Below are 23,857 nucleotides of genomic sequence, written 5' to 3'. Positions count from 1 at the left end.
TTTCTGGAAAGCTTTTTCTAGATTTTAAGAAGAACGAATCGTTTGATTCGTTTTTTCTTTTCTAGACTGAAATAGTGATTTACTATAATAGGAATTTTCACAAAATTCTGTTATAATGGCTATATTAGAAAATTTCGAGGAGACAAACATGACAGTTAAAATTGCTTTACTAGGATTTGGTACCGTTGCAAGTGGTGTGCCTTTCCTCCTAAAGGAAAATGGAGAAAAAATCAATCAATCAGCACATTCAGAGATTGAAGTTGCCAAGGTGTTGGTCAAGGATGAAGATGAAAAGAATCGCTTGCTTGCAGCAGGGAATGACTTTAACTTTGTAACCAATGTGGATGACATTTTGTCAGATCAAGACATTACGATCGTAGTGGAATTGATGGGGCGTATCGAACCTGCTAAAACCTTTATCACTCGTGCCTTGGAAGCTGGAAAACACGTTGTTACTGCTAACAAGGACCTTTTGGCTGTCCATGGTGCAGAATTGTTAGAAATCGCTAAAGCTAACAAGGTAGCACTTTACTACGAAGCAGCAGTAGCTGGTGGGATTCCAATTCTTCGTACCTTGGCAAATTCCTTGGCTTCTGATAAAATCACGCGCGTGCTTGGAGTAGTCAACGGAACTTCTAACTTCATGATGACCAAGATGGTGGAAGAAGGCTGGTCTTACGATGATGCTCTTGCGGAAGCGCAACGTCTAGGATTTGCAGAAAGCGACCCGACAAATGACGTAGATGGGATTGATGCAGCCTACAAGATGGTGATTTTGAGCCAATTTGCCTTTGGCATGAAGGTTGCCTTTGACGATGTAGCCCACAAGGGAATCCGCAACATCACACCAGAAGACGTAGCTGTAGCCCAAGACTTGGGTTATGTAGTGAAATTGGTTGGTTCTATTGAGGAAACTCCTTCAGGAATTGCTGCAGAAGTAACTCCAACTTTCCTTCCTAAAGCGCATCCACTTGCCAGTGTGAATGGCGTAATGAACGCTGTCTTTGTAGAATCTATCGGTATTGGTGAGTCTATGTACTACGGACCAGGTGCTGGTCAAAAACCAACTGCAACAAGTGTTGTAGCTGATATTGTTCGTATCGTTCGTCGCCTGAATGATGGAACCATCGGTAAAGACTTCAACGAATACAGCCGTGACTTGGTCTTGGCAAATCCTGAGGATGTTAAAGCAAACTACTACTTCTCAATCTTGGCACCAGACTCAAAAGGTCAGGTCTTGAAGTTGGCTGAAATTTTTAATGCTCAAGATATTTCCTTCAAGCAAATTCTCCAAGATGGCAAAGAGGAGGACAAGGCGCGTGTCGTGATCATCACACACAAGATTAATAAAGCCCAGCTTGAAAATGTCTCAGCTGAATTGAAGAAGGTTTCAGAATTTGACCTCTTGAATACCTTCAAGGTGCTAGGAGAATAAGATGAAAATTATTGTACCTGCAACCAGTGCCAATATTGGGCCAGGTTTTGACTCGGTCGGTGTAGCTGTAACCAAGTATCTTCAAATTGAGGTATGTGAAGAACGAGATGAGTGGCTGATTGAACACCAGATTGGCAAATGGATTCCACATGACGAGCGCAATCTCTTGCTCAAAATCGCTTTGCAAATTGTACCAGACTTGCAACCAAGACGTTTGAAAATGACCAGTGATGTTCCCTTGGCGCGTGGTTTGGGTTCTTCTAGCTCTGTTATTGTTGCTGGGATTGAACTAGCTAACCAGCTGGGGAATCTCAACTTGTCTGATCATGAAAAATTGCAGTTGGCGACTAAGATTGAAGGACATCCTGACAATGTGGCTCCAGCCATTTATGGTAATCTCGTTATTGCAAGCTCTGTTGATGGACAAGTTTCTGCTATCGTAGCAGACTTCCCAGAGTGTGATTTTTTAGCTTATATTCCTAACTATGAATTGCGTACTCGAGACAGTCGTGGTGTCTTGCCTAAGAAATTGTCCTATAAGGAAGCTGTTGCAGCTAGTTCTATCGCCAATGTGGCGGTTGCGGCCTTGTTGGCAGGAGACATGGCGACTGCTGGGCAAGCAATCGAGGGAGACCTCTTCCACGAGCGCTATCGTCAGGACTTGGTGAGAGAATTTGCGACGATTAAGCAAGTAGCCAAAGAAAATGGTGCCTATGCAACCTACCTCTCTGGTGCTGGGCCGACAGTTATGGTCTTGGCTTCTCATGACAAGATGCCAACGATTAAGGCAGAATTGGAAAAGCAACCCTTCAAAGGAAAGCTTCATGACTTGAAGGTTGATACTCAAGGTGTCCGTGTCGAAGCAAAATAAAGAATAGAAGATAGGATGGGGAAACTCTCGACCAGAGGGCTTCCTATCCTTTTTTTGAAAAGAAGTTTATACTTAATGAAAATCAAAGAGCAAACTAGGAAGCTAGCCGCAGGTTGCTCAAAGCACCGCTTTGAGGTTGTAGATAAAGCTGACGTGGTTTGAAGAGATTTTCGAAGAGTATTAGTTAAAAACTTGATAAAGGAGAAATAAAGATGGCAGAAATTTATTTAGCAGGCGGTTGTTTTTGGGGTTTAGAGGAGTATTTTTCCCGAATTTCTGGCGTATTAGCAACCAGTGTTGGCTACGCTAATGGTCAAGTCGAAACGACCAATTACCAGTTGCTCAAAGAAACAGACCATGCAGAAACGGTTCAAGTAATTTACGATGAGAAGGTAGTCTCACTCAGAGAAATTTTACTTTATTATTTCCGTGTTATTGATCCATTATCAGTCAATCAACAAGGAAATGACCGTGGTCGCCAATATCGGACCGGGATTTATTACCAGGATGAAGCAGACTTGCCAACTATCTATACAGTGGTGCAGGAGCAGGAGCGCATGCTTGGGCGAAAGATTGCAGTAGAGGTGGAGAAACTTCGCCACTATATTTTAGCTGAAGATTACCACCAAGACTATCTGAAGAAGAATCCTTCAGGTTACTGTCATATCGATGTGACCGATGCTGAGAAGCCATTGATTGATGCCTCTCACTATGAAAAGCCTAGTCAAGAGGTGTTAAAGGGCAGTTTATCTGAAGAATCCTATCGTGTTACCCAAGAAGCTGCTACAGAGGCTCCATTTACCAATGCCTATGACCAAACCTTTGAAGAAGGGATTTATGTAGATATTACGACAGGTGAGCCACTCTTTTTTGCCAAGGATAAGTTTGCCTCAGGTTGTGGTTGGCCAAGTTTTAGCCGTCCGATTTCCAAGGAATTGATTCATTATTACAAGGATCTCAGCCATGGAATGGAGCGAATTGAGGTTCGTTCTCGGTCGGGGAATGCTCACTTGGGCCATGTTTTCACAGATGGACCGCGTGAGTTTGGTGGCCTCCGTTACTGTATCAATTCTGCTTCCTTGCGCTTTGTGGCCAAGGATGAGATGGAAGAAGCAGGCTATGGCTATCTACTACCTTACTTAAACAAATAAATCAGAGATGGTGGGTGCTTCCCACTTTCTTCATTTCTAGAAAACGAATAGAAGGGATTTATGAAACACTTACTATCTTACTTTAAACCCTACATCAGAGAATCGATTTTAGCACCTTTGTTCAAGTTGTTAGAAGCTGTTTTTGAGCTCTTGGTTCCCATGGTGATTGCTGGGATTGTTGACCAATCATTGCCCCAAAAAAATCAAGGTCATCTCTGGATGCAGATTGGTTTGCTTCTTATCTTTGCAGTAATTGGTGTTGTAGTGGCCTTAATAGCCCAGTTCTACTCAGCTAAGGCTGCGGTTGGATTTGCCAAAGGACTGACAGATGATCTTTATCGTCATATTTTGTCTTTACCTAAGGACAGTAGAGACCGTTTGACAACTTCTAGTTTGGTGACTCGCTTGACTTCGGATACCTACCAGATTCAGACTGGGATCAATCAATTCTTGCGCCTCTTTTTGCGAGCACCTATTATCGTTTTTGGAGCCATTTTTATGGCCTATCGCATTTCAGCTGAGCTGACTTTCTGGTTCTTGGTCATGGTTGTCATTTTGACCATTGTTATTGTAGGGTTCTCTCGACTGGTCAATCCTCTCTACAGTAGTCTCAGAAAGAAAACGGACCAACTGGTTCAAGAAACGCGTCAGCAAATACAAGGTATGCGCGTTATTCGTGCTTTTGGTCAAGAAAAACGAGAGTTACATATTTTTCAAACCCTTAACCAAGTCTATGCTAGATTACAAGAAAAGACAGGTTTCTGGTCCAGTTTATTAACACCCCTGACCTATCTGATTGTCAATGGAACTCTCCTCGTTATTATCTGGCAGGGATATGTTTCAATTCAGGGAGGTTTACTCAGTCAAGGTGCTCTCATTGCCCTTATTAATTATCTACTACAGATCTTGGTGGAATTGGTCAAGCTAGCCATGCTGATCAATTCTCTCAACCAGTCCTATATCTCTGCCAAGCGAATCGAGGAAGTCTTTGCTGAGGTTCCAGAAGATATTCATTCAGAATTAGAACAAAAGCAAGCTACTAGAAATCAGGTTTTACAAGTCCAAGAACTGACCTTTAGCTATCCTGATGCGGCCAAGCCTTCTCTGAGAGACATTTCCTTTGATATGAAGCAAGGTCAAATCCTTGGTATCATTGGGGGAACGGGTTCTGGTAAATCAAGTTTGGTGCAACTCATCCTTGGCCTTTATCCAGCAGACAAGGGGAGCATTGACCTTTATCGAGATGGACGTAGCCCTCTTAATTTGGAGCAGTGGCGGTCTTGGATTGCCTATGTGTCCCAAAAGGTCGAACTCTTTAAAGGAACCATTCGTTCCAACTTGACTCTAGGTTTAGATCAAGAAGTAACTGACCAAGAACTCTGGCAGGCCTTGGAAATTGCGCAAGCAAAGGATTTTGTCAGTGATAAGGAAGAACTCTTAGATGCCCTAGTTGAGGCAGGAGGTCGAAATTTTTCAGGTGGACAAAAACAAAGGCTGTCTATTGCTCGCGCAGTCTTGCGCCAAGCTCCATTTCTCATCCTAGATGATGCTACCTCGGCACTGGACACTATCACCGAGTCTAAGCTCTTGAAAGCTATCCGAGAAAACCTACCAAATGCAAGTTTAATCTTGATTTCTCAACGGACTTCGACAATCCAGATGGTTGACCAGATTCTCCTCTTGGAAAAAGGTGAGTTACTAGCTATCGGCAAGCACGAGTACTTGATGAAATCTAGTCAAGTTTATCGCGAAATCAATGCATCCCAACATGGTAAGGAGGACTAGCATGAGACGACAAACTGCAAATCAAACACTCACACGTTTGGCTAAAGACCTTGCAAACCATCCCTTCCTCCTTTTCCTAGCCTTTCTAGGAACTATTGCCCAAGTTGGCTTATCAATCTACCTACCTATTTTGATTGGGCAGGTCATCGATCAAGTCCTAGTGGCTGGTTCTTCACCAGTTTTTTGGCAAATTTTTCTTCAGATGATCTTGGTAGTCATAGGAAATACCCTTGTACAGTGGGCCAATCCTCTCCTCTATAATCGCCTAATTTTCTCTTATACCAGAGACTTACGAGAGCGAATCATCCATAAGCTCCACCGTTTACCGATTGCCTTTGTGGATCGGCAAGGAAGTGGTGAGATGGTTAGTCGTGTAACTACAGACATCGAACAGTTGGCAGCTGGCTTGACCATGATTTTTAACCAATTTTTTATTGGTGTCTTAATGATTTTGGTTAGTATTCTAGCTATGCTTCAAATTCATCTCCTCATGACTCTCTTAGTCTTGCTGTTGACGCCACTGTCTATGGTAATCTCACGCTTTATTGCCAAACGCTCCTATCATCTCTTCCAAAAGCAAACAGAGACAAGGGGAATTCAGACTCAGTTGATTGAAGAATCGCTTAGTCAGCAGACTATTATCCAGTCCTTTAATGCTCAAACAGAGTTTATCCAAAGATTGCGTGAGGCTAATGACAACTACTCAGGCTATTCTCAGTCAGCCATCTTTTATTCTTCAACGGTCAATCCTTCGACTCGCTTTGTAAATGCACTCATTTACGCACTTTTAGCTGGAGTGGGAGCTTATCGTATCATGATAGGCTCTACCTTGACCATCGGTCGTTTAGTGACTTTTTTGAACTATGTCCAACAGTACACCAAGCCCTTTAATGATATTTCTTCTGTTTTAGCCGAGTTGCAAAGTGCTCTCGCTTGCGCAGAGCGCGTCTATGCTGTATTAGAAAGTTCTGAGGTGGCTGAAACAGGTAAGGAAGTCTTGACCAGTGACCAAGTTAAGGGAGCTATTTCCTTTAAACATGTCTCTTTTGGCTACTATCCTGAAAAGATTTTGATTAAGGATTTATCTATTGATATTCCAGCTGGTAGCAAGGTTGCTATTGTTGGTCCGACAGGTGCTGGAAAATCAACTCTAATCAATCTCCTTATGCGTTTTTATCCTATTAATTCAGGAGATATCTTGCTGGATGGTCGTTCCATTTACGACTATACCCGAGCGTCATTGAGGCAGCAGTTTGGTATGGTGCTCCAAGAAACCTGGCTCAAGCAAGGAACCATTCATGACAATATTGCCTTTGGAAATCCTGAAGGCAGTCGGGAGCAGGTGATTGCTGCTGCCAAAGCAGCCAATGCAGACTTTTTCATCCAACAGTTACCTCAAGGCTATGATACCAAGTTGGAAAATGCTGGAGAATCTCTTTCTGTTGGTCAAGCCCAGCTCTTGACCATTGCCCGAGTCTTTCTGGCTATTCCAAAGATTCTTATCTTAGACGAGGCGACTTCCTCCATCGATACACGGACAGAAGTGCTAGTTCAGGATGCCTTTGCTAAACTCATGAAGGGGCGCACAAGTTTTATCATCGCCCACCGCTTGTCAACCATTCAGGATGCGGATATGATTCTTGTCTTGGTGGATGGTGACATCGTGGAGCATGGCAATCATCAGGATCTCATGGCTAGAAAGGGTAAGTATTACCAAATGCAGCAAGCTGCAGCTTTTAGCTCTGAATAATCCTTTCTACTTTGAAGTCTTATGGACAAAAAAAGTTGCCTTCGGGTGACTTTTTTGTTACAATAGCTAGAAAAAATCAAGGCCTTAGAAGGAGAAAAACAATGAAAGTCTATCAGCATGTAAATATCGTGACTTGTGATCAAGATTTCCATGTTTATCTGAATGGTATCTTAGCCGTTAAGGATTCTCAAATCGTCTATGTCGGTCAAGAGAAGCCAGAGATTTTAGAGCAAGCTGAGCAGATTATAGACTATCAGGGAGCCTGGATTATGCCTGGTTTGGTTAATTGCCACACCCATTCTGCTATGACCGGATTGAGAGGAATTCGAGATGATAGCAATCTCCATGAATGGCTCAATGACTATATCTGGCCTGCAGAAGCAGGATTTACTCCCGACATGACTACTAAGGCGGTCAAAGAAGCTCTGACAGAGATGCTCCAGTCAGGAACAACAACCTTTAATGATATGTATAATCCCAATGGTGTGGATATTGAGCGGATTTATCAGGCAGTGAAAACTTCCAAGATGCGTTGTTATTTCTCACCAACCCTCTTTTCTTCGGAGACAGAAACAACTGCTGAGACGATAAGCAGAACTCGAGCAATCATTGAGGAAATTATTGGATATAAAAATCCAAATTTCAAGGTGATGGTAGCCCTACATTCTCCCTACAGCTGTAGTAGAGACTTGCTGGCAGAAAGCTTGGATATGGCAAAAGAGTTGAATATTCCTATCCATATCCATGTGGCTGAGACCAAGGAGGAGTCAGGAATTATCCTGAAACGCTACGGCAAACGCCCCCTTGCTTTTCTAGAAGAACTGGGTTACTTAGATCATCCGTCTGTCTTTGCTCACGGGGTCGAACTAAACGAGAGAGAAATTGAACGCTTGGCAACTTCTCAAGTGTCTATTGCCCACAATCCTATCAGTAACCTCAAACTGGCATCAGGGATTGCTCCCATCATCCAACTGCAAAAAGCAGGAATAGCAGTAGGAATTGCGACTGACTCGGTCGCTTCTAATAATAATTTAGACATGTTTGAGGAAGGACGGACAGCAGCCCTTCTTCAGAAGATGAAAAGTGGAGATGCCAGCCAATTTCCTATCGAAACAGCCCTCAAGGCACTGACAATCGAAGGGGCTAAGGTCCTAGGGATAGAACATCAGATAGGAAGTTTGGAAGTCGGCAAGCAGGCAGATTTTCTCGTTATTCAACCACAAGGGAAAATCCATTTTCAACCCCAAGAAAATATGCTCTCTCACCTAGTCTATGCTGTCAAGTCCAGTGATGTTGATGATGTTTATATTGCTGGAGAACAGGTTGTTAAGCAAGGTCAAGCCCTGACAGTAGAACTTTAAAAGAAAAATCACAAAAAATTTTAAAAAAGTTTGCAAAAATCTTGCATTCTTTTTTTAACTATGCTATACTTATATACGGTTTGAAAAAACTGCCTAAGACAGTAGGGGAGCTCGACTCATAAATATCCTACCGAGGACAAAACGTATCATGTAAAAAGAAGCGTATTGTACTTTCGTGTCTAGGTTTGGGCGCGTTTTTCTTTTGGAAAAATTCCCCAAGCAAAATAATAACGGAGGTGAACACACTAATGAGTGAAGCAATTATTGCTAAAAAAGCGGAACTAGTTGACGTAGTAGCTGAAAAAATGAAAGCTGCTGCATCTATCGTCGTTGTAGACGCTCGTGGTTTGACAGTTGAGCAAGATACAGTTCTTCGTCGTGAGCTTCGTGGAAGCGAAGTTGAGTATAAAGTCATTAAAAACTCAATCTTGCGTCGTGCAGCTGAAAAAGCTGGTCTTGAAGATCTTGCATCAGTATTCGTTGGACCATCTGCAGTAGCATTTTCTAACGAAGATGTTATCGCACCAGCGAAAATCTTGAACGATTTTGCTAAAAACGCTGAAGCACTTGAAATCAAAGGTGGTGCAATCGAAGGCGCTGTCGCATCTAAAGAAGAGATTCTTGCTCTTGCAACTCTTCCAAACCGCGAAGGACTTCTTTCTATGCTCCTTTCTGTACTTCAAGCGCCAGTGCGCAACGTTGCTCTTGCAGTCAAAGCGGTTGCAGACAACAAAGAAGACGCAGCTTAATCTTAAGCTACGCAGCGTAGCCTAGCTACGAAAATCTATTATAAATTTAAAACATATTTGGAGGAAATAACAATGGCATTGAACATTGAAAACATTATTGCTGAAATTAAAGAAGCTTCAATCCTTGAATTGAACGACCTTGTAAAAGCTATCGAAGAAGAATTTGGTGTAACTGCAGCTGCTCCTGTAGCTGTTGCTGCAGCTGGTGCTGCTGACGCTGGTGCTGCTAAAGATTCATTCGACGTTGAATTGACATCTGCAGGCGACAAAAAAGTTGGCGTTATCAAAGTTGTACGTGAAATCACAGGTCTTGGACTTAAAGAAGCTAAAGAACTTGTTGACGGTGCACCAGCACTTGTTAAAGAAGGCGTTGCAACTGCAGAAGCTGAAGAAATCAAAGCTAAATTGGAAGAAGCTGGAGCTTCAGTTACTCTTAAATAATAGAGCGACTACATTAGTAGCTTAAAAATATGATTAAACCGCTATTCTTAGGAGTAGCGGTTTTTCTTTTTATCGGTCATGGGGCACAAATGGGGCAAAACTACTTGTAAATTTTATCCAAGACATCAACAACTTATATAGGGGATTGCTCCAAAGATAATAATTTATAAGTATGAGTTGCCTTTTCAACAAAGGGGTTATATAATAGTAATATAGGTATNGAAGATTAATCTTATAATTTATAGTTTTCATTTTAGAGGAGAAAAGATGGCATTAAATTTGTTTGATGTTATTCGTTATGAAGGTGAAGATACAAGGAATATACTTGCTTGGAGACATCCTAAAACGAATATCAAGATAGGAGCAACTGTAATTGTAAACCCTGGTCAGTGTGCTGTATTGTTTTCAAATGGAAGAGCAGTAACTACTTATGATGCTGGTAAACATAAGATTGAAGGATATGATATTCAAGTAGTTTCAGGAATAAAAAACTTTCTAAGTGGAGGTATTTCGTCTGACTCATTGTTTTTGTGGTTTGTGAATATGTATGATTTACAACCGATTGGATGGGGAACTTCTTCTCCTATAATGGTTCGAGATCCAGAAAGTGATATTCCTGTAGAATTGAAAATACATGGGAATTTCATTCCTCGAATTGTAGACTTAGAAGCTTTTATATTAGAATTTATGCCAAGTCACCCCGATATTATAACAGCTCCTATTTTACAAAAACGCTTTAGACAAACTGTTAGTGGGTTGATTAGTTCAGCTATTTCACAAGTAATATACAACCATAAGATTCCAATTCTTGATATTGAGATGCACAGTTTTGATATGTCTGTTGCTTTGTCAGCTATTTTATCCAGCCATTTTTCTAAATATGGAATTAGTATTGAGGAATTTAACATTGAGGCTTTAAAGGTAAATCAGAATAGCAATGGATATAGAGAAATCTTTAAATTCCACAAGCAAATTTTGGAAGCTAAAAGCAAGCAGGCTGGTCGAGATATTGAAGAGTATACTTATCAAGAAGAGAGACAATTTAATCTTTTAGAAGAGGCAGCAAAAAATAATGATTCTGCAGGAAATCTAATGGGAGCAGGCGTGGAAATAGCTATGGGACTTTCCTTGGGAGCTAAATTTAGCAACTTGGTGAATCAGATTGAAGATAGGAATTCATTTGACAAAGATGTTAATCAGCATCAAACTGACCTCAAAGGAGAAACAGGCTTAGCTAAGTTTTGTAGCCAATGCGGGACTGCTTTTTTGGAAGGAGCAAACTTCTGTTCTAATTGCGGGCACGAAAGATAATTCAAATTATTGGAAAAATCATTTTTATATCAATCTAGTTTAAGTATTATCTTTAATCTTTGATTTTTTGTATTTTCAAATTTACTTTTGTTTTATTTGGGAAGTCTGGTATTGCCAGAATTTCCCTTTTTCTTAGAAATCTGAAAACTAAGATTTCTTTGTTTGTATTTTTAAATCATTCAATTTATGTAATTCTAAGTATGGAAATGTATGAATAAATACAAAGGGTCATGAAGAGTATTTGGAAATTTTTTAAGAGAGTAAGGGATTTACTTAGACAAGTTCTATGACAGGAGGATATTGTAGATGTACCAAGTGTTTCGTTTATTAAGTATACTTTTTATGGGATTGACAAGTGCAACATTTTTTATTTCACTATGGACCGTAACTCTATTTCTAGAACATGGTGAGCCGATTTTCTCAATATTGATTCCTATTATTTTTTCTTTATCAGGTNTCTTTTTGTCTTCCTTTGCATTTTATAGCTTCGGTGTTTTAGAAAATATAAAAATTAAAGTCAAAGCTTTGGATGAGATATATAATGGAAAAGCTCTTTATAGAGAGTATATAGCAACTAGAGGAGAAGATAGGTGAAGCAGTATATTAAGAATAATTGGAAAAAAGGCTTTCATTGGTTAATTTCGAATATAGTAATACTCTGTTTTGTAGTTTTATCACTTGCAATCTTTTCTCTAGAAGATGGACCAAGAATCTTTATATTGAAAAATCTTGATTTTATAATTTTGGCAAAGTTTGTGGGCATTCCTATTGTGATCAGCTTTTTATTTTTAACATTTCAAAATTTACCCTATGTAATAGTTGCCTTAATTATTTTATATTTGTTTCGAGAAACAATTAAAGATTCCTTTTCCTTAAAGAAATTAAAACAGAAGAATTTACTTCAAATGCTTGTTTTAATCATTTTATCATCATTTTTTGAATATGAAAAATCTAGGGAATGGTCTATTCGATTTTTATTTCTTTTAGTTCCTTGGTATTTGCTTGGTGTGATTTTAATTTTGGTAATGACTTATTGTGAGTCTAGGAGACAAGAAGAAGTCAAGAAACGAAATCAAATACAAGCTTTATTCACTTTATTTGAAAAGCACCAGATTAACAAAAATACATATCCCGTTATTTGTCCATCATGTAGTGGTGAGAATCTGCTTGATCTAGGGCAAGGTAAATCATGTGATTATTGTGGTGCATGGTTATCTAGAAAGGAAATATAAATGAGACGATATCGTTTAATCATTTCCAAGGTTGTTTATCCTATAGTATCTTTCATATGTATTGTCACCGGATTGAAATTTTATCAGTACATTGATAACTACATAAGATGGATTTTAGGAAAAAAAGAAGGTTTACTTTATGATTTCTACTTTATGTGGCTTTTAATAGTTACAATTTTGTTTGTTTTATTTTTCCTATTTTTGCTTATATCATCTTTTTTATTTTTGAAACAGCCGCGTATGAAACAATATGATAAAGCTTTGATAACAGTTCTTAAGTTTGAAGAACAAGGTGAGGATGTTATTGAAATTAAGGGGAAAGAATTGCGAGATGAGTTATCTTATCGATTATCAGCGAAACGTGTTTATTGTCCTACTTGTCATAAGCCAACAGATGGAGTCATTGGAACTGAATTGACCTGTGCAACTTGCGGTAAAACTTTTATAGTTTCTTGACTTTAGTATAATCGAAATGCTATTATCTTATAGCTATTTTGATATTGTTTCTAAAACCTAGCAAGTTTATTTTCTTTAAAATACAAAAAGCAACAACTGTCTAGATGTTGCTTTTTGTTAACTTTTTTCAAGTATTAAACAATACCTTGTGCAATCATAGCGTTTGCTACATTTTCAAAGGCAGCAATGTTAGCTCCTGCAAGGTAGTCTTTATCAAGACCGTATGTTTCTGAAGTCGTTTTAGCTGTGTTGAAGATGTTTGTCATGATGTCTTTGAGACGTCCATCAACTTCTTCACGAGTCCATGAAAGGCGAAGACTATTTTGGCTCATTTCAAGGGCTGAAACGGCTACACCACCAGCGTTGGCAGCTTTGGCAGGTCCGTAGAAGATACCATTTTCTTTGTAAACTTTGATGGCATCAAGGTCGCTTGGCATGTTGGCACCTTCAGATACACAGATAATGCCTTGAGCAACCAAACGTTTAGCTGCTTCACCGTTGATTTCGTTTTGAGTCGCACATGGAAGAGCGATGTCATAGTTTCCAGCGTAAGTCCATACAGAACCTTCATGATAAGTAGCGGTTGCTTTCTCAGCTGCATACTCAGTCAAACGAGCGCGACGTTTTTCTTTAACGTCAACCAAAAGATCGAAGTCGATACCATTTTCATCGATGACATAACCATTTGAATCAGATACAGAGATAACAGTTGCACCAAGTTCAGTCGCTTTTTGAAGAGCGTATTGAGCAACGTTACCAGAACCTGAAATAACAACTTTCTTACCAGCAAAGCTATTACCGTTAGCTTTGAGCATTTCTTCAGTGTAGTAAACCAAACCGTAACCAGTTGCTTCTGGACGAATCAAGCTACCACCAAATCCAAGAGGCTTACCAGTCAAGACACCAGCATCAAATTGGTTAAGGCGTTTGTATTGACCGTAAAGGTAACCAATCTCACGTCCACCAACACCGATATCACCAGCAGGTACATCAAGTGATGGGCCGATGTATTTTTGCAGTTCAGTCATGAAGCTTTGGCAGAAGCGCATCACTTCAGCATCTGTTTTACCTTTAGGATCGAAGTCTGATCCACCTTTACCTCCACCGATAGGGAGTCCAGTCAAGACGTTTTTAAAGATTTGTTCAAATCCGAGGAATTTCAAAATCCCTTGGTTTACAGTTGGGTGGAAACGAAGTCCGCCTTTGTATGGTCCAACAGCTGAGTTGAATTGAACACGGTAGCCACGGTTTACTTGAACTTTTCCATCACGGTCAACCCAAGGAACACGGAAAGAAATCACGCGCTCTGGTTCAGTAATACGTGCCAAGATATTTTCTTCTATATACTCAGGGTGTTTTTCAAATACAGGTTCCAAAGTGTTGAAAAATTCTTCGACAGCTTGGAGGAATTCAGCCTCGTGCCCGTTACGAGCTTTTACAGTTTCAAACACGCTTTGGATATATTCTTTAGCAGATGTCATATCGTTCTCCTTTTGTTGTTATATTTTATTACATGAGTCATTATAGCAGAAAATTTTTTAACTGTAAAGAGAAAAAACAAAAATTTTCTAAAAATTCTATCAATTTAGTTTTGAGACTTTTTAAAAATAGATAAAAAACGAACCTTTTTCTTGTAAATATCTTTCTCAAAGAGAAAATCTGAAAATATGGTATAATATTAGCAATAAAAGGAATCTGGAGGATCAGAATCATGGTATCAACGAAAACGCAAATTGCTGGTTTTGAGTTTGACAATTGTTTGATGAATGCAGCAGGTGTGGCTTGTATGACGATAGAGGAGCTGGAAGGGGTTAAAAACTCAGTGGCAGGAACTTTTGTGACCAAGACAGCGACCTTGGACTTTCGTCAGGGAAACCCTGAGCCACGATATCAAGATGTTCCACTTGGTTCTATCAACTCTATGGGATTACCGAATAATGGCTTAGACTATTATTTGGACTATCTTTTGGATTTACAGGAAAAAGAGCCAAACCGAACTTTCTTCCTATCTCTAGTCGGCATGTCTCCAGAGGAAACCCATACTATCTTGAAAAAAGTCCAAGAGAGTGAGTTTCGTGGTCTGACTGAGCTAAACCTTTCCTGTCCAAATGTTCCAGGTAAACCTCAGATTGCCTATGATTTTGAGACAACAGACCGGATTTTGGCAGAGGTATTTGCCTACTTCACCAAACCTCTTGGAATTAAATTGCCACCATATTTTGATATTGTTCACTTTGACCAAACGGCAGTTATTTTCAATAAGTATCCTCTTAAGTTTGTCAACTGCGTCAACTCTATCGGAAACGGCCTTTATATAGAAGATGAGTCTGTCGTTATTCGTCCTAAAAATGGTTTTGGGGGGATTGGTGGTGAGTATATCAAACCGACTGCTCTAGCTAATGTTCACGCCTTTTATCAACGTTTAAATCCTCAAATCCAAATCATCGGAACAGGTGGCGTGTTGACTGGTCGTGATGCCTTTGAACATATCCTCTGTGGAGCAAGTATGGTGCAGGTGGGAACCACCCTTCACAAAGAAGGCGTCAGTGCTTTTGACCGCATTACCAATGAACTGAAAGCAATCATGGCGGAAAAAGGGTACGAGAGCCTAGAAGATTTCCGAGGGAAATTGCGCTATATTGACTAAATTCATTAAAAAATCAGAAGAAAGGAGAGAAGATGCTAGCCATTGAAGAAAGTCAGAAGTTGACTTCATCAAATTTACCGAGCCTGAGCCTTTTTACAGGGACAGACCAGGGTCAGTTTGAAGTTATGAAGAGTCAAGTGTTGAAACAGATTGGCTATGATTCTGCTGACCTCAACTTTGCCTACTTTTATATGAAAGAAGTGGTCTACAAGGATGTGGAACTGGAGTTGGTTAGCCTTCCTTTCTTTGCGGATGAGAAAATCGTGATATTGGATTATTTTGTCGATATCACGACTGCTAAAAAGCGCTTTTTAACAGATGATGAGCTCAAGTCGTTCGAAGAATACCTTGATAACCCTTCACCAACAACCAAGTTGTTAATCTTTGCAGAAGGAAAACTGGATAGTAAAAGACGGTTGGTTAAATTACTTAAGCGTGATGCCAAGGTCTTTGATGCAGTAGAAGCAAAAGAACAAGAATTGCACCAGTATTTCCAAAAGTGGAGCCAGAAACAAGGTCTGCAGTTTGCCAATCATTCTTTTGAAAATCTTCTCGTCAAGTCGGGTTTTCAATTTAGCGAAGTCCAGAAAAATCTCCTCTTTTTACAGTCCTATAAGGAAGACTCTGTTATCGAGGAAGAGGATATTGTCAATGCTATTCCCAAGACCTTGCAGGACAATATTTTTGATTTAACTCAGTTTATTCTGACTAAAAAGATGGACCAGGCGCGTGACTTGGTTAGAGATTTGACCTTGCAAGGGGAAGACGAAATTAAGCTCATAGCTGTCATGTTAGGACAATTTCGGACTTTTACTCAGGTGAAGATTTTGGCGGAATCTGGGCAAACAGAATCGCAGATTGCAAGTAGTCTAGGCAGTTTTCTCGGACGCAATCCTAATCCCTATCAAATCAAGTTTGCGCTGAGAGATTCAAGAGGACTTTCCTTGAGCTTTTTGAAGCAAGCTATTTCCTATTTGATTGAGACAGACTATCAGATTAAGACAGGTCTTTATGAAAAGAGTTTCCTTTTTGAAAAGGCACTCCTACAGATTGCTAGTCAGGCCAATTGACATTTTTTGAAACTACAACTCGCGTCAGGATTATCTTGTCGTGGGTTTCTTGCTGATTTGCTTGTTTTATTAGAAAGTATTTCAGTGATTTCTTCATCTATAAGCAAAAAACTTGAAAAAAGTGAATGTTTGCGTTATCATTTTCATATAGAAAGAAAAAGAGGTATTACAGATGGCTATTATCTTACCAGAACTTCCATATGCATACGACGCTTTGGAACCATACATCGATGCGGAAACAATGCACTTGCACCATGACAAACACCATCAAACTTATGTCAACAATGCTAATGCAGCTCTTGAAAAACACCCTGAAATCGGTGAAGATCTTGAAGCCTTGCTTGCTGATGTAGAATCTATCCCAGCTGATATCCGTCAAGCGCTTATTAACAATGGTGGTGGACACTTGAACCACGCTCTTTTCTGGGAATTGATGACTCCTGAAAAAACAGCTCCTTCAGCAGAACTTGCAGCAGCAATCGATGCAACATTTGGTTCATTTGAAGAATTCCAAGCAGCCTTCACTGCAGCAGCAACAACTCGTTTTGGTTCTGGATGGGCATGGTTGGTTGTCAACAAAGAGGGTAAACTTGAAGTGACTTCAACAGCAAATCAAGACACACCAATCTCAGAAGGCAAAAAACCAATCTTGGGCTTGGACGTTTGGGAACATGCTTACTACGTAAAATACCGCAACGTGCGTCCTGACTACATCAAAGCTTTCTTCTCAGTGATCAACTGGAACAAAGTAGATGAATTGTACGCAGCTGCTAAATAATGATAGTTGGAGGGAAGAATTGTTCTTCTCTTTTTAAGGTTATATTATTTTGGTCTGACAAAATCGTCAGACTTTTTTCATTTTTATGAGAAACGTGCTAACTGCTAGAAATTATGGTAGAATAAAGTATTAAGTAATCGTGGAAAAAGGATATCTATGCGAAAAGAAATTGCACCTGAATTATACAACTATAACAAGTTTCCTGGTCCTGAGTTTCATTTACACGGGGACAAGGTTGAAACGGAAGGGATAGCTTTTTCCTTGGTGGAAAATATCAAGGATGCCTTTGATGTGACGGCTTTTAATCAGCGTTTTTCAGAAGTCTTAACAAAGTTTGATTATATCGTGGGAGACTGGAGCAACGAACAGCTTCGCCTACGAGGTTTTTACAAGGATGATCGAACAGAAGAAAAACTTGAAAAAATCAGTCGTTTACAAGACTACCTTTTAGAGTATTGTAGTTATGGTTGTGCTTATTTTGTCTTAGAAAATGAAGCCCCTAAGCGAGCATCATTTGACAAGAAAATACGTAAGAAGGAAGAAGAAACACCTTCTAGAAAAGGAAAGAAACCGGCTCAAACAAAACGAAAACCGAATGCAGATAAGAAAAATAGACGTCGTCAGAAAGACCAGCATTCTCAGAAAGAGGACAAGGGGCAACGTCATTTTATCATTCGTCAGAAGTGAGTAGAGAATAAGGAGAAGAAATGAAACCGTCAATTTATAGTTTAACACGTCAAACCATGCAGGAATGGGTTTTGGAGCAGGGAGAAAAGAAATTCCGTGCAGACCAAATTTGGGAATGGCTATATCGTAAACGTGTCCAGTCATTTGAAGAAATGACTAACCTGTCAAAGGATTTGATTGCTAAGCTCAATGACCAATTTGTGGTCAATCCCTTGAAACAGCGTATCGTTCAAGAGTCTGCTGATGGTACCGTTAAATATCTTTTTGAATTGCCTGATGGTATGTTGATTGAGACAGTACTCATGCGTCAACACTATGGTTTGTCAGTCTGTGTGACCACTCAGGTCGGCTGTAATATCGGTTGTACCTTCTGTGCTTCTGGTTTGATTAAGAAACAACGTGACCTCAATAACGGTGAAATCGTAGCACAAATCATGCTGGTTCAGAAATACTTTGATGAGCGTGGTCAGGACGAACGCGTCAGCCATATCGTTGTCATGGGTATCGGTGAGCCCTTTGATAACTACAACAATGTCTTGAATTTCGTCCGTACCATCAATGATGACAAGGGAATGGCTATCGGTGCTCGTCACATTACGGTTTCAACCTCAGGTTTGGCCCATAAAATTCGTGATTTTGCTAATGAAGGAGTTCAGGTCAATCTTGCCGTTTCCCTTCACGCACCTAACAATGAGTTGCGTTCAAGCATCATGAAGATTAACCGTGCCTTTCCGATTGAAAAACTCTTTGCTGCTATTGAGTACTATATCGAAACAACCAATCGTCGTGTAACCTTTGAGTATATCATGCTCAATGAAGTAAATGACGGTGTAGAACAAGCCTTAGAATTGGCTGAATTGCTCAAGAACATCAAGAAATTGTCTTATGTCAACTTGATTCCTTATAACCCAGTTAGTGAGCATGACCAATATAGCCGTAGTCCTAAAGAGCGCGTCCTGGCCTTCTATGATACGCTTAAGAAAAAAGGGGTCAACTGTGTTGTTCGTCAAGAGCATGGTACAGATATTGATGCAGCTTGTGGACAATTGCGCTCTAACACAATGAAACGTGACCGCCAGAAAGCAGTCGCAGCAGTCAATCCTTAATGATGAAGAAAACTTATAATCATATTTTGGTTTGGGGAGTCATTTTCTATAGCATTTGTATCGTCTATTTTTGCTTTACTCCTCAAGAACATTCTCCCGTGGGAGTGGAAACTCCAGGTATTCAGCATCTTGGACGCCTGGTTTTTCTTTTGACTCCTTTCAATTCTCTCTGGAAACTGGGCGAAGTGAGTGATGTAGGACAATTATTTTGGATTTTTTTACAAAATATCCTCAATGTCTTCTTGCTTTTTCCTCTTGTTTTCCAACTCCTTTATCTCCTTCCAAACTTGCGGAAAACAAAAAAGGTGCTACTTTTTAGCTTTCTAGTGAGTCTTGGAATCGAGTGTACGCAGTTAGTCTTGGACTTTTTCTTTGATTTTAATCGCGTCTTTGAAATTGATGATTTGTGGACTAATACCTTGGGTGGCTATCTGGCTTGGCTCCTCTATAACCAATTACATAAAAACAAGATAAGGAATTAAAATGAGTATTTTAGAAGTTAAAAATCTGAGTCACGGTTTTGGTGACCGTGCAATTTTTGAAGATGTGTCCTTCCGTCTTCTCAAAGGAGAACATATCGGTCTTGTCGGTGCCAATGGTGAAGGGAAATCAACCTTTATGAGCATTGTGACTGGTAAAATGCTGCCAGATGAAGGGAAGGTTGAGTGGTCCAAATATGTGACTGCCGGTTACTTGGATCAGCACTCCGTCCTTGCTGAAGGGCAGTCGGTACGCGATGTTCTCCGTACAGCCTTTGATGAGCTTTTCAAAGCGGAAGCTCGTATCAATGACCTTTATATGGAAATGGCTGAAGATGGAGCTGATGTTGATGCTCTCATGGAAGAAGTGGGAGAACTCCAAGACCGTTTGGAGAGTCGTGATTTCTATACCTTGGATGCTAAGATTGACGAAGTTGCGCGTGCCCTTGGTGTCATGGACTTTGGCATGGATACAGATGTAACCTCTTTGTCAGGTGGACAAAGAACCAAGGTGCTTTTGGCTAAACTCCTCCTTGAAAAGCCTGATATCTTGCTGTTGGACGAGCCGACCAACTACTTGGATGCTGAGCATATTGACTGGCTCAAGCGCTATCTCCAAAACTATGAGAATGCCTTTGTTCTTATTTCACACGATATTCCATTCCTGAACGATGTGATTAATATCGTCTATCATGTGGAGAATCAACAGCTGACGCGTTATTCTGGTGACTACTACCAGTTCCAAGAAGTCTATGCTATGAAGAAATCTCAGCTAGAGGCAGCCTACGAACGTCAGCAGAAAGAGATTGCGGACCTCAAGGACTTTGTCGCTCGAAACAAAGCGCGTGTTGCAACACGAAACATGGCCATGTCTCGTCAGAAGAAATTGGATAAGATGGATATTATCGAACTGCAAAGTGAGAAACCAAAACCATCCTTTGATTTCAAACCGGCTCGTACACCAGGGCGCTTTATTTTCCAAGCCAAGGATTTGCAGATTGGATATGAACGTCCTCTGACTAAGCCTTTAAACCTTACCTTTGAACGAAATCAAAAGGTTGCTATTATCGGGGCAAATGGTATCGGGAAAACAACTCTCTTGAAGTCTTTCTTGGGCATTATTCCACCAATCGCTGGGGAAGTGGAACGCGGTGACTACCTAGAACTCGGTTATTTTGAACAGGAAGTAGAAGGTGGTAATCGCCAAACTCCTCTTGAAGCTGTCTGGAATGCCTTTCCAGCTCTCAACCAAGCAGAAGTCCGTGCAGCCCTTGCTCGTTGTGGTTTGACAACCAAGCATATCGAAAGCCAGATTCAGGTCTTGTCAGGTGGAGAACAAGCAAAAGTGCGTTTCTGTCTCTTGATGAATCGTGAAAACAACGTTTTAGTGCTGGACGAGCCGACCAACCACTTGGATGTGGATGCCAAGGATGAACTCAAACGCGCTCTTAAAGAATACAAGGGATCTATCCTTATGGTCTGCCACGAACCAGACTTCTATGAAGGCTGGATGGACCAAATCTGGGATTTTAACAAGCTAACTTAATAATGAGGATAAAAGAAATACAGTACCGAATGTGGATACTGTATTTTTTTGGTTTTTAAGATTTAAAATTGTAATCTTTCACCACTTCGATGCTATCGATTGTGATAGCAGTAGTTGGTTTGTCTTTCTCATCTTTTTCGGCTTTAGCAATCTTATCTACAACATCGATACCGTCAATCACTTGACCAAAGACTGGGTGTTTGCCATCTAGACTAGGGTTTCCCCCTTCTTTATAGGCTTCGATGATTTTCTTTGGATACTTGCTTGTAGGGAGTTTAGCAGAGGTATCTGTAGAGTTTTGGTTGATGAAGAACTGGCTGCCATTGGTGTTTGGTTGACCAGTATTAGCCATTGAAAGTGAACCACGGATATTATAAAGATAAGGAGAAATCTCGTTTTTAAAACCAGTTCCCTTGTCTTTTGTCTTATCCTTGTCATGCCAGATGGACTGACCGCCTGTACCGTCCCCTTTTGGATCTCCAGTCTGGACCATAAAGCCATCGATAACACGGTGGAAGGTAATACCGTTATAGTAGCCTTCTTTGGCATGAGTGAGGAAATTTTCAACCGCTAGAGGAGCGAGTTTAGGGAAGAGCTTAATGCGAATATCACCTTGGCTCGTGTGGAGAATCACCTCGGCTTCATCTTCAGTAACTTCTTTAGATAGTTGTGGGAAATTGGCGTTTTCGTTTGTTAAAGCATCGTTTAACTCCTTGGCAGATTGGGCTGCTGCTTTGGAGCTTTCCTCAGCGGCCAAGCTAGAATCTACATAGTCATCACCACGTAGACTGCGTTGGATGCTGCTACATCCAGCTAGAGCTACAGTGGATAGTAAAAGAAGGGTTGCTAGTTTTTTCATTCTGTTCCTCTCAAAAATTCATTTCTACCATTGTACCTTAAAAGGAAGAGGATTTCAAATATTAGTGACAAGGTAGTTTTAGAGGAGCCAACCAGAAAGTAGCTTGCTTAGGTGCAACAATGCCATAAGTGTACTCAAAGTATTTAGGGAATCAGATCTTAAGAGAGCTCGTAAAGCATCACAATTAGTAAATGTTAATTCGAAAGAATTACTATATTTTAAAAGAGCACATTTTCAATGGATTTTTTCTTTTGACTTTACTTCCTAATTAATCAGTGAACTTAATACTAGGTCTCGAAAAGAATTATGCCTCCTCTTGCTGTCTGAGTTCAAAGAGGTCTTCTACTTTTAGATTAAAAACTTGAGCAATTTTAAGAGCCATTTCCAGCGAAGGATTGTAACGGTTATTTTCCAAGTGCAGAATTGTCTCGCGTCGCATGCAGATGAGGTCGGCTAACTCCTGCTGGGTCATGCCTGTGGACTCACGAACAGATTTGAGATTAGTAATAATATTGCTTTCTTTGGCCATACTTATCCTCTCCGTTCCAAGATAAGATAGACAACCGCAAAGATGCAAATCAAGGCAGCTATGCTAAAAAATATCTGTCCCATGTAAAGAGTGAGAGACCCCATATACCCAATGATAACTGCTAGGATCATCAGTGCGCCTAGTATAAAAACAAACATCAAGCTAGCTGCCTTGGCTAAATTAGCATAAAAGCGTTCGTCCGGAGTTTCCTTGACATTTTTCAAACAGAAAAAAGCAAATAAAATCACTTCAATAACGAGGCCAATTCCCAAAATCCATTCTTTAATACCAGAACTTTCGCTTGGGGTCGCAACCCAAATTCCTAATGTATAAAAAATACTTGCTGCAAACAAAAGTATCGTGTAAAGCTTAGCAGACAAGTCAAAAATAATCTTTCCCTTACCTTTCTGACTTTTATGAGACCATAGTTTCATATGTAGCCAGCTCCAAATAGCTACAATTTGACATTGCACTGAAATACCAGTAATAACTAACTTGGGTCCCCAACTAAGATTAGAACCAAATAAAACAATAAAATCAATAAAGAGAGCTACGGCAATCATTGCAATGAGGCCACGCATTTTTTGACTTTTTTTCATGATAGACTCCTTTTTTGTGTTATAAATATATAACACTTAAATTTATGTTATAAATATATCACACTTAAGTTTAGAAAGCAAGAATTTATGTGTCAATGTGGTAATTATTTGAAAAAATTTTTTAATAAAAGCCCTCGATAGTCAAACAACTAAAGAATTTTTGGAAAATCTAGATACTGTATGAATCTCTACTTTTTTTCTTAGACTGTTATAAAGTCTTTCAGAATAAGCTTTGTAGGTGTAGAAGTTAATTTTTACAGAACCAAATTATTCCCCTATTTAGAATCTATTAATTCATATTTTATAAATTAATTAGTAGATATCATTCTTAAAATCCTTGATATTTCGTTTGGGAACGGGCTTAGGATTTAGGAACCAAGTATCCAAATCTCGTTCAGGCGATATGAAGGGTTTGAGTTGATGGTCTTTATAAAATGTTTCTAATACTCTTCGAAAATCAAATTCAAACTACGTCAGCTTTGCCTTGCCGTACTCAAGTACAGCCTGCGGCTAGCTTCCTAGTTTGCTCTTTGATTTTCATTGAGTATAAAATAGTATTCACGGCTAGCTTCTTTCAAACATTTATTTCCTACTTCTAACAAATTTCTAAATGGTTTAAAAATTTTATAGTCTGTCAAGTTTTTTTCTTGACACCTGTTAGAAATCTGCTATAATAGAACATGTGCCAAATAGCTCAGCTATTTCACCGAAATAAAAAATAAGAAAAGAGACTTTAAAAATGGCAGTTAAAATCCGTTTGACTCGTATGGGTTCTAAGAAAAAACCTTTCTACCGTATCAACGTAGCAGATTCACGTTCACCACGTGACGGACGTTTCATCGAAACAGTTGGAACTTACAACCCACTTGTTGCTGAAAACCAAGTAACTTTGAAAGAAGACCGCGTTCTTGCATGGTTGGCTGATGGAGCTCAACCTTCAGATACAGTTCGCAACATCCTTTCAAAAGAAGGTGTATTGAAGAAATTCCACGATTCTAAATTCTCAAAATAAGTT

General features: G+C 39.8%; 23 protein-coding genes and 1 other annotated feature. Of the genes, 19 read left to right on the top strand and 4 right to left on the bottom strand.

Going from position 1 to position 23,857, the window contains the following annotated elements; translation table 11 throughout:
- Nucleotides 1–148 precede the first annotated feature (148 nt).
- The 11 genes from D8836_RS02215 (at nt 149) to D8836_RS02150 (ending at nt 12,542) form a co-directional block, all read left to right on the top strand.
- Nucleotides 149–1,435: a homoserine dehydrogenase gene (locus D8836_RS02215; RefSeq protein ID WP_125393020.1), complete on the top strand. Its 1,287-nt coding sequence runs from the start codon at nt 149–151 to the stop codon at nt 1,433–1,435.
- A gap of 1 nt (nt 1,436) precedes the next feature.
- Nucleotides 1,437–2,306, top strand: coding sequence for a homoserine kinase (gene thrB, locus D8836_RS02210; RefSeq protein WP_125393019.1), 870 nt, complete (start codon nt 1,437–1,439; stop codon nt 2,304–2,306).
- 212 nt (nt 2,307–2,518) lie between these two features.
- Complete coding sequence (gene msrB / locus D8836_RS02200; RefSeq protein ID WP_084888477.1) at nt 2,519–3,457, top strand: peptide-methionine (R)-S-oxide reductase MsrB; 939 nt, start codon at nt 2,519–2,521, stop codon at nt 3,455–3,457.
- A 60-nt stretch (nt 3,458–3,517) separates the two neighbouring features.
- A complete protein-coding gene (locus D8836_RS02195) occupies nt 3,518–5,242 on the top strand; it encodes an ABC transporter ATP-binding protein (protein WP_125393018.1) in 1,725 nt (574 codons plus the stop codon).
- A gap of 1 nt (nt 5,243) precedes the next feature.
- Nucleotides 5,244–6,992: an ABC transporter ATP-binding protein gene (locus D8836_RS02190; RefSeq protein ID WP_125393017.1), complete on the top strand. Its 1,749-nt coding sequence runs from the start codon at nt 5,244–5,246 to the stop codon at nt 6,990–6,992.
- Between the two features lie 101 nt (nt 6,993–7,093).
- Nucleotides 7,094–8,353, top strand: a complete 1,260-nt coding sequence (locus D8836_RS02185) for a TRZ/ATZ family protein (protein WP_125393016.1) — start codon at nt 7,094–7,096, stop codon at nt 8,351–8,353.
- 74 nt (nt 8,354–8,427) lie between these two features.
- Nucleotides 8,428–8,563 (top strand) — a sequence feature (ribosomal protein L10 leader region).
- A 38-nt stretch (nt 8,564–8,601) separates the two neighbouring features.
- Nucleotides 8,602–9,102, top strand: a complete 501-nt coding sequence (gene rplJ / locus D8836_RS02175; protein WP_001287273.1) for a 50S ribosomal protein L10 — start codon at nt 8,602–8,604, stop codon at nt 9,100–9,102.
- Nucleotides 9,103–9,174: 72 nt separating this feature from the next.
- Nucleotides 9,175–9,543: a 50S ribosomal protein L7/L12 gene (gene rplL, locus D8836_RS02170; protein ID WP_001196965.1), complete on the top strand. Its 369-nt coding sequence runs from the start codon at nt 9,175–9,177 to the stop codon at nt 9,541–9,543.
- A 267-nt stretch (nt 9,544–9,810) separates the two neighbouring features.
- Nucleotides 9,811–10,854, top strand: a complete 1,044-nt coding sequence (locus D8836_RS02165; protein ID WP_125393015.1) for an SPFH domain-containing protein — start codon at nt 9,811–9,813, stop codon at nt 10,852–10,854.
- Between the two features lie 590 nt (nt 10,855–11,444).
- Nucleotides 11,445–12,086, top strand: coding sequence for a hypothetical protein (locus tag D8836_RS02155; protein WP_125393013.1), 642 nt, complete (start codon nt 11,445–11,447; stop codon nt 12,084–12,086).
- On the top strand, nt 12,087–12,542 hold the full coding sequence (locus tag D8836_RS02150; protein ID WP_125393012.1) for a hypothetical protein: 456 nt from the start codon (nt 12,087–12,089) through the stop codon (nt 12,540–12,542).
- 134 nt (nt 12,543–12,676) lie between these two features.
- Here D8836_RS02150 and gdhA read toward each other — a convergent pair whose 3' ends face one another.
- A complete protein-coding gene (gene gdhA, locus D8836_RS02145; protein ID WP_060628555.1) occupies nt 12,677–14,023 on the bottom strand; it encodes an NADP-specific glutamate dehydrogenase in 1,347 nt (448 codons plus the stop codon).
- Nucleotides 14,024–14,253: 230 nt separating this feature from the next.
- Here gdhA and D8836_RS02140 point away from each other — a divergent pair, with 230 nt between their 5' ends.
- The 7 genes from D8836_RS02140 to D8836_RS02110 all read left to right on the top strand — a co-directional run bounded on the left by D8836_RS02140 (nt 14,254) and on the right by D8836_RS02110 (nt 20,855).
- Nucleotides 14,254–15,189, top strand: coding sequence for a dihydroorotate oxidase (locus D8836_RS02140; protein WP_125393011.1), 936 nt, complete (start codon nt 14,254–14,256; stop codon nt 15,187–15,189).
- A gap of 32 nt (nt 15,190–15,221) precedes the next feature.
- Nucleotides 15,222–16,259: a DNA polymerase III subunit delta gene (gene holA, locus D8836_RS02135; protein WP_125393010.1), complete on the top strand. Its 1,038-nt coding sequence runs from the start codon at nt 15,222–15,224 to the stop codon at nt 16,257–16,259.
- 172 nt (nt 16,260–16,431) lie between these two features.
- Nucleotides 16,432–17,037 carry a superoxide dismutase SodA gene (gene sodA, locus D8836_RS02130; protein ID WP_000974746.1) on the top strand — a complete coding sequence of 202 codons (606 nt, stop codon included), beginning with the start codon at nt 16,432–16,434 and terminating at the stop codon, nt 17,035–17,037.
- Between the two features lie 156 nt (nt 17,038–17,193).
- Nucleotides 17,194–17,724, top strand: a complete 531-nt coding sequence (locus D8836_RS02125; protein WP_125393009.1) for a YutD family protein — start codon at nt 17,194–17,196, stop codon at nt 17,722–17,724.
- Nucleotides 17,725–17,744: 20 nt separating this feature from the next.
- Nucleotides 17,745–18,830: a dual-specificity RNA methyltransferase RlmN gene (gene rlmN, locus D8836_RS02120; RefSeq protein ID WP_000804760.1), complete on the top strand. Its 1,086-nt coding sequence runs from the start codon at nt 17,745–17,747 to the stop codon at nt 18,828–18,830.
- Nucleotides 18,830–19,312: a VanZ family protein gene (locus D8836_RS02115; protein ID WP_125393008.1), complete on the top strand. Its 483-nt coding sequence runs from the start codon at nt 18,830–18,832 to the stop codon at nt 19,310–19,312. The genes rlmN and D8836_RS02115 overlap by 1 nt, the downstream gene beginning before the upstream one ends.
- 1 nt (nt 19,313) lies before the next feature.
- Nucleotides 19,314–20,855: an ABC-F family ATP-binding cassette domain-containing protein gene (locus tag D8836_RS02110; RefSeq protein WP_125393007.1), complete on the top strand. Its 1,542-nt coding sequence runs from the start codon at nt 19,314–19,316 to the stop codon at nt 20,853–20,855.
- Between the two features lie 55 nt (nt 20,856–20,910).
- On the opposite strand, the gene D8836_RS02105 is transcribed toward D8836_RS02110, so the two are convergent.
- From D8836_RS02105 to D8836_RS02095, 3 genes are all read right to left on the bottom strand, one after another.
- Entirely contained in the window at nt 20,911–21,714 is an 804-nt protein-coding gene (locus tag D8836_RS02105) for a peptidylprolyl isomerase (RefSeq protein ID WP_125393006.1), read from the bottom strand.
- A 304-nt stretch (nt 21,715–22,018) separates the two neighbouring features.
- Nucleotides 22,019–22,243 (bottom strand): helix-turn-helix transcriptional regulator, encoded by a 225-nt coding sequence (locus D8836_RS02100; protein ID WP_125393005.1) that lies wholly within the window; start codon nt 22,241–22,243, stop codon nt 22,019–22,021.
- 2 nt (nt 22,244–22,245) lie between these two features.
- Entirely contained in the window at nt 22,246–22,842 is a 597-nt protein-coding gene (locus D8836_RS02095) for a hypothetical protein (RefSeq protein WP_049524349.1), read from the bottom strand.
- Between the two features lie 739 nt (nt 22,843–23,581).
- Here D8836_RS02095 and rpsP point away from each other — a divergent pair.
- A complete protein-coding gene (gene rpsP / locus D8836_RS02085) occupies nt 23,582–23,854 on the top strand; it encodes a 30S ribosomal protein S16 (RefSeq protein WP_000268760.1) in 273 nt (90 codons plus the stop codon).
- The last annotated feature ends 3 nt before the right edge of the window (nt 23,855–23,857 follow it).

The organism is Streptococcus mitis, from assembly GCF_003942995.1.
Taxonomy (GTDB): domain Bacteria; phylum Bacillota; class Bacilli; order Lactobacillales; family Streptococcaceae; genus Streptococcus; species Streptococcus mitis_CV.
The sequence above is the reverse complement of the archived record's forward strand: the minus strand, read 5'-3'. Positions and strand labels throughout refer to the sequence as shown.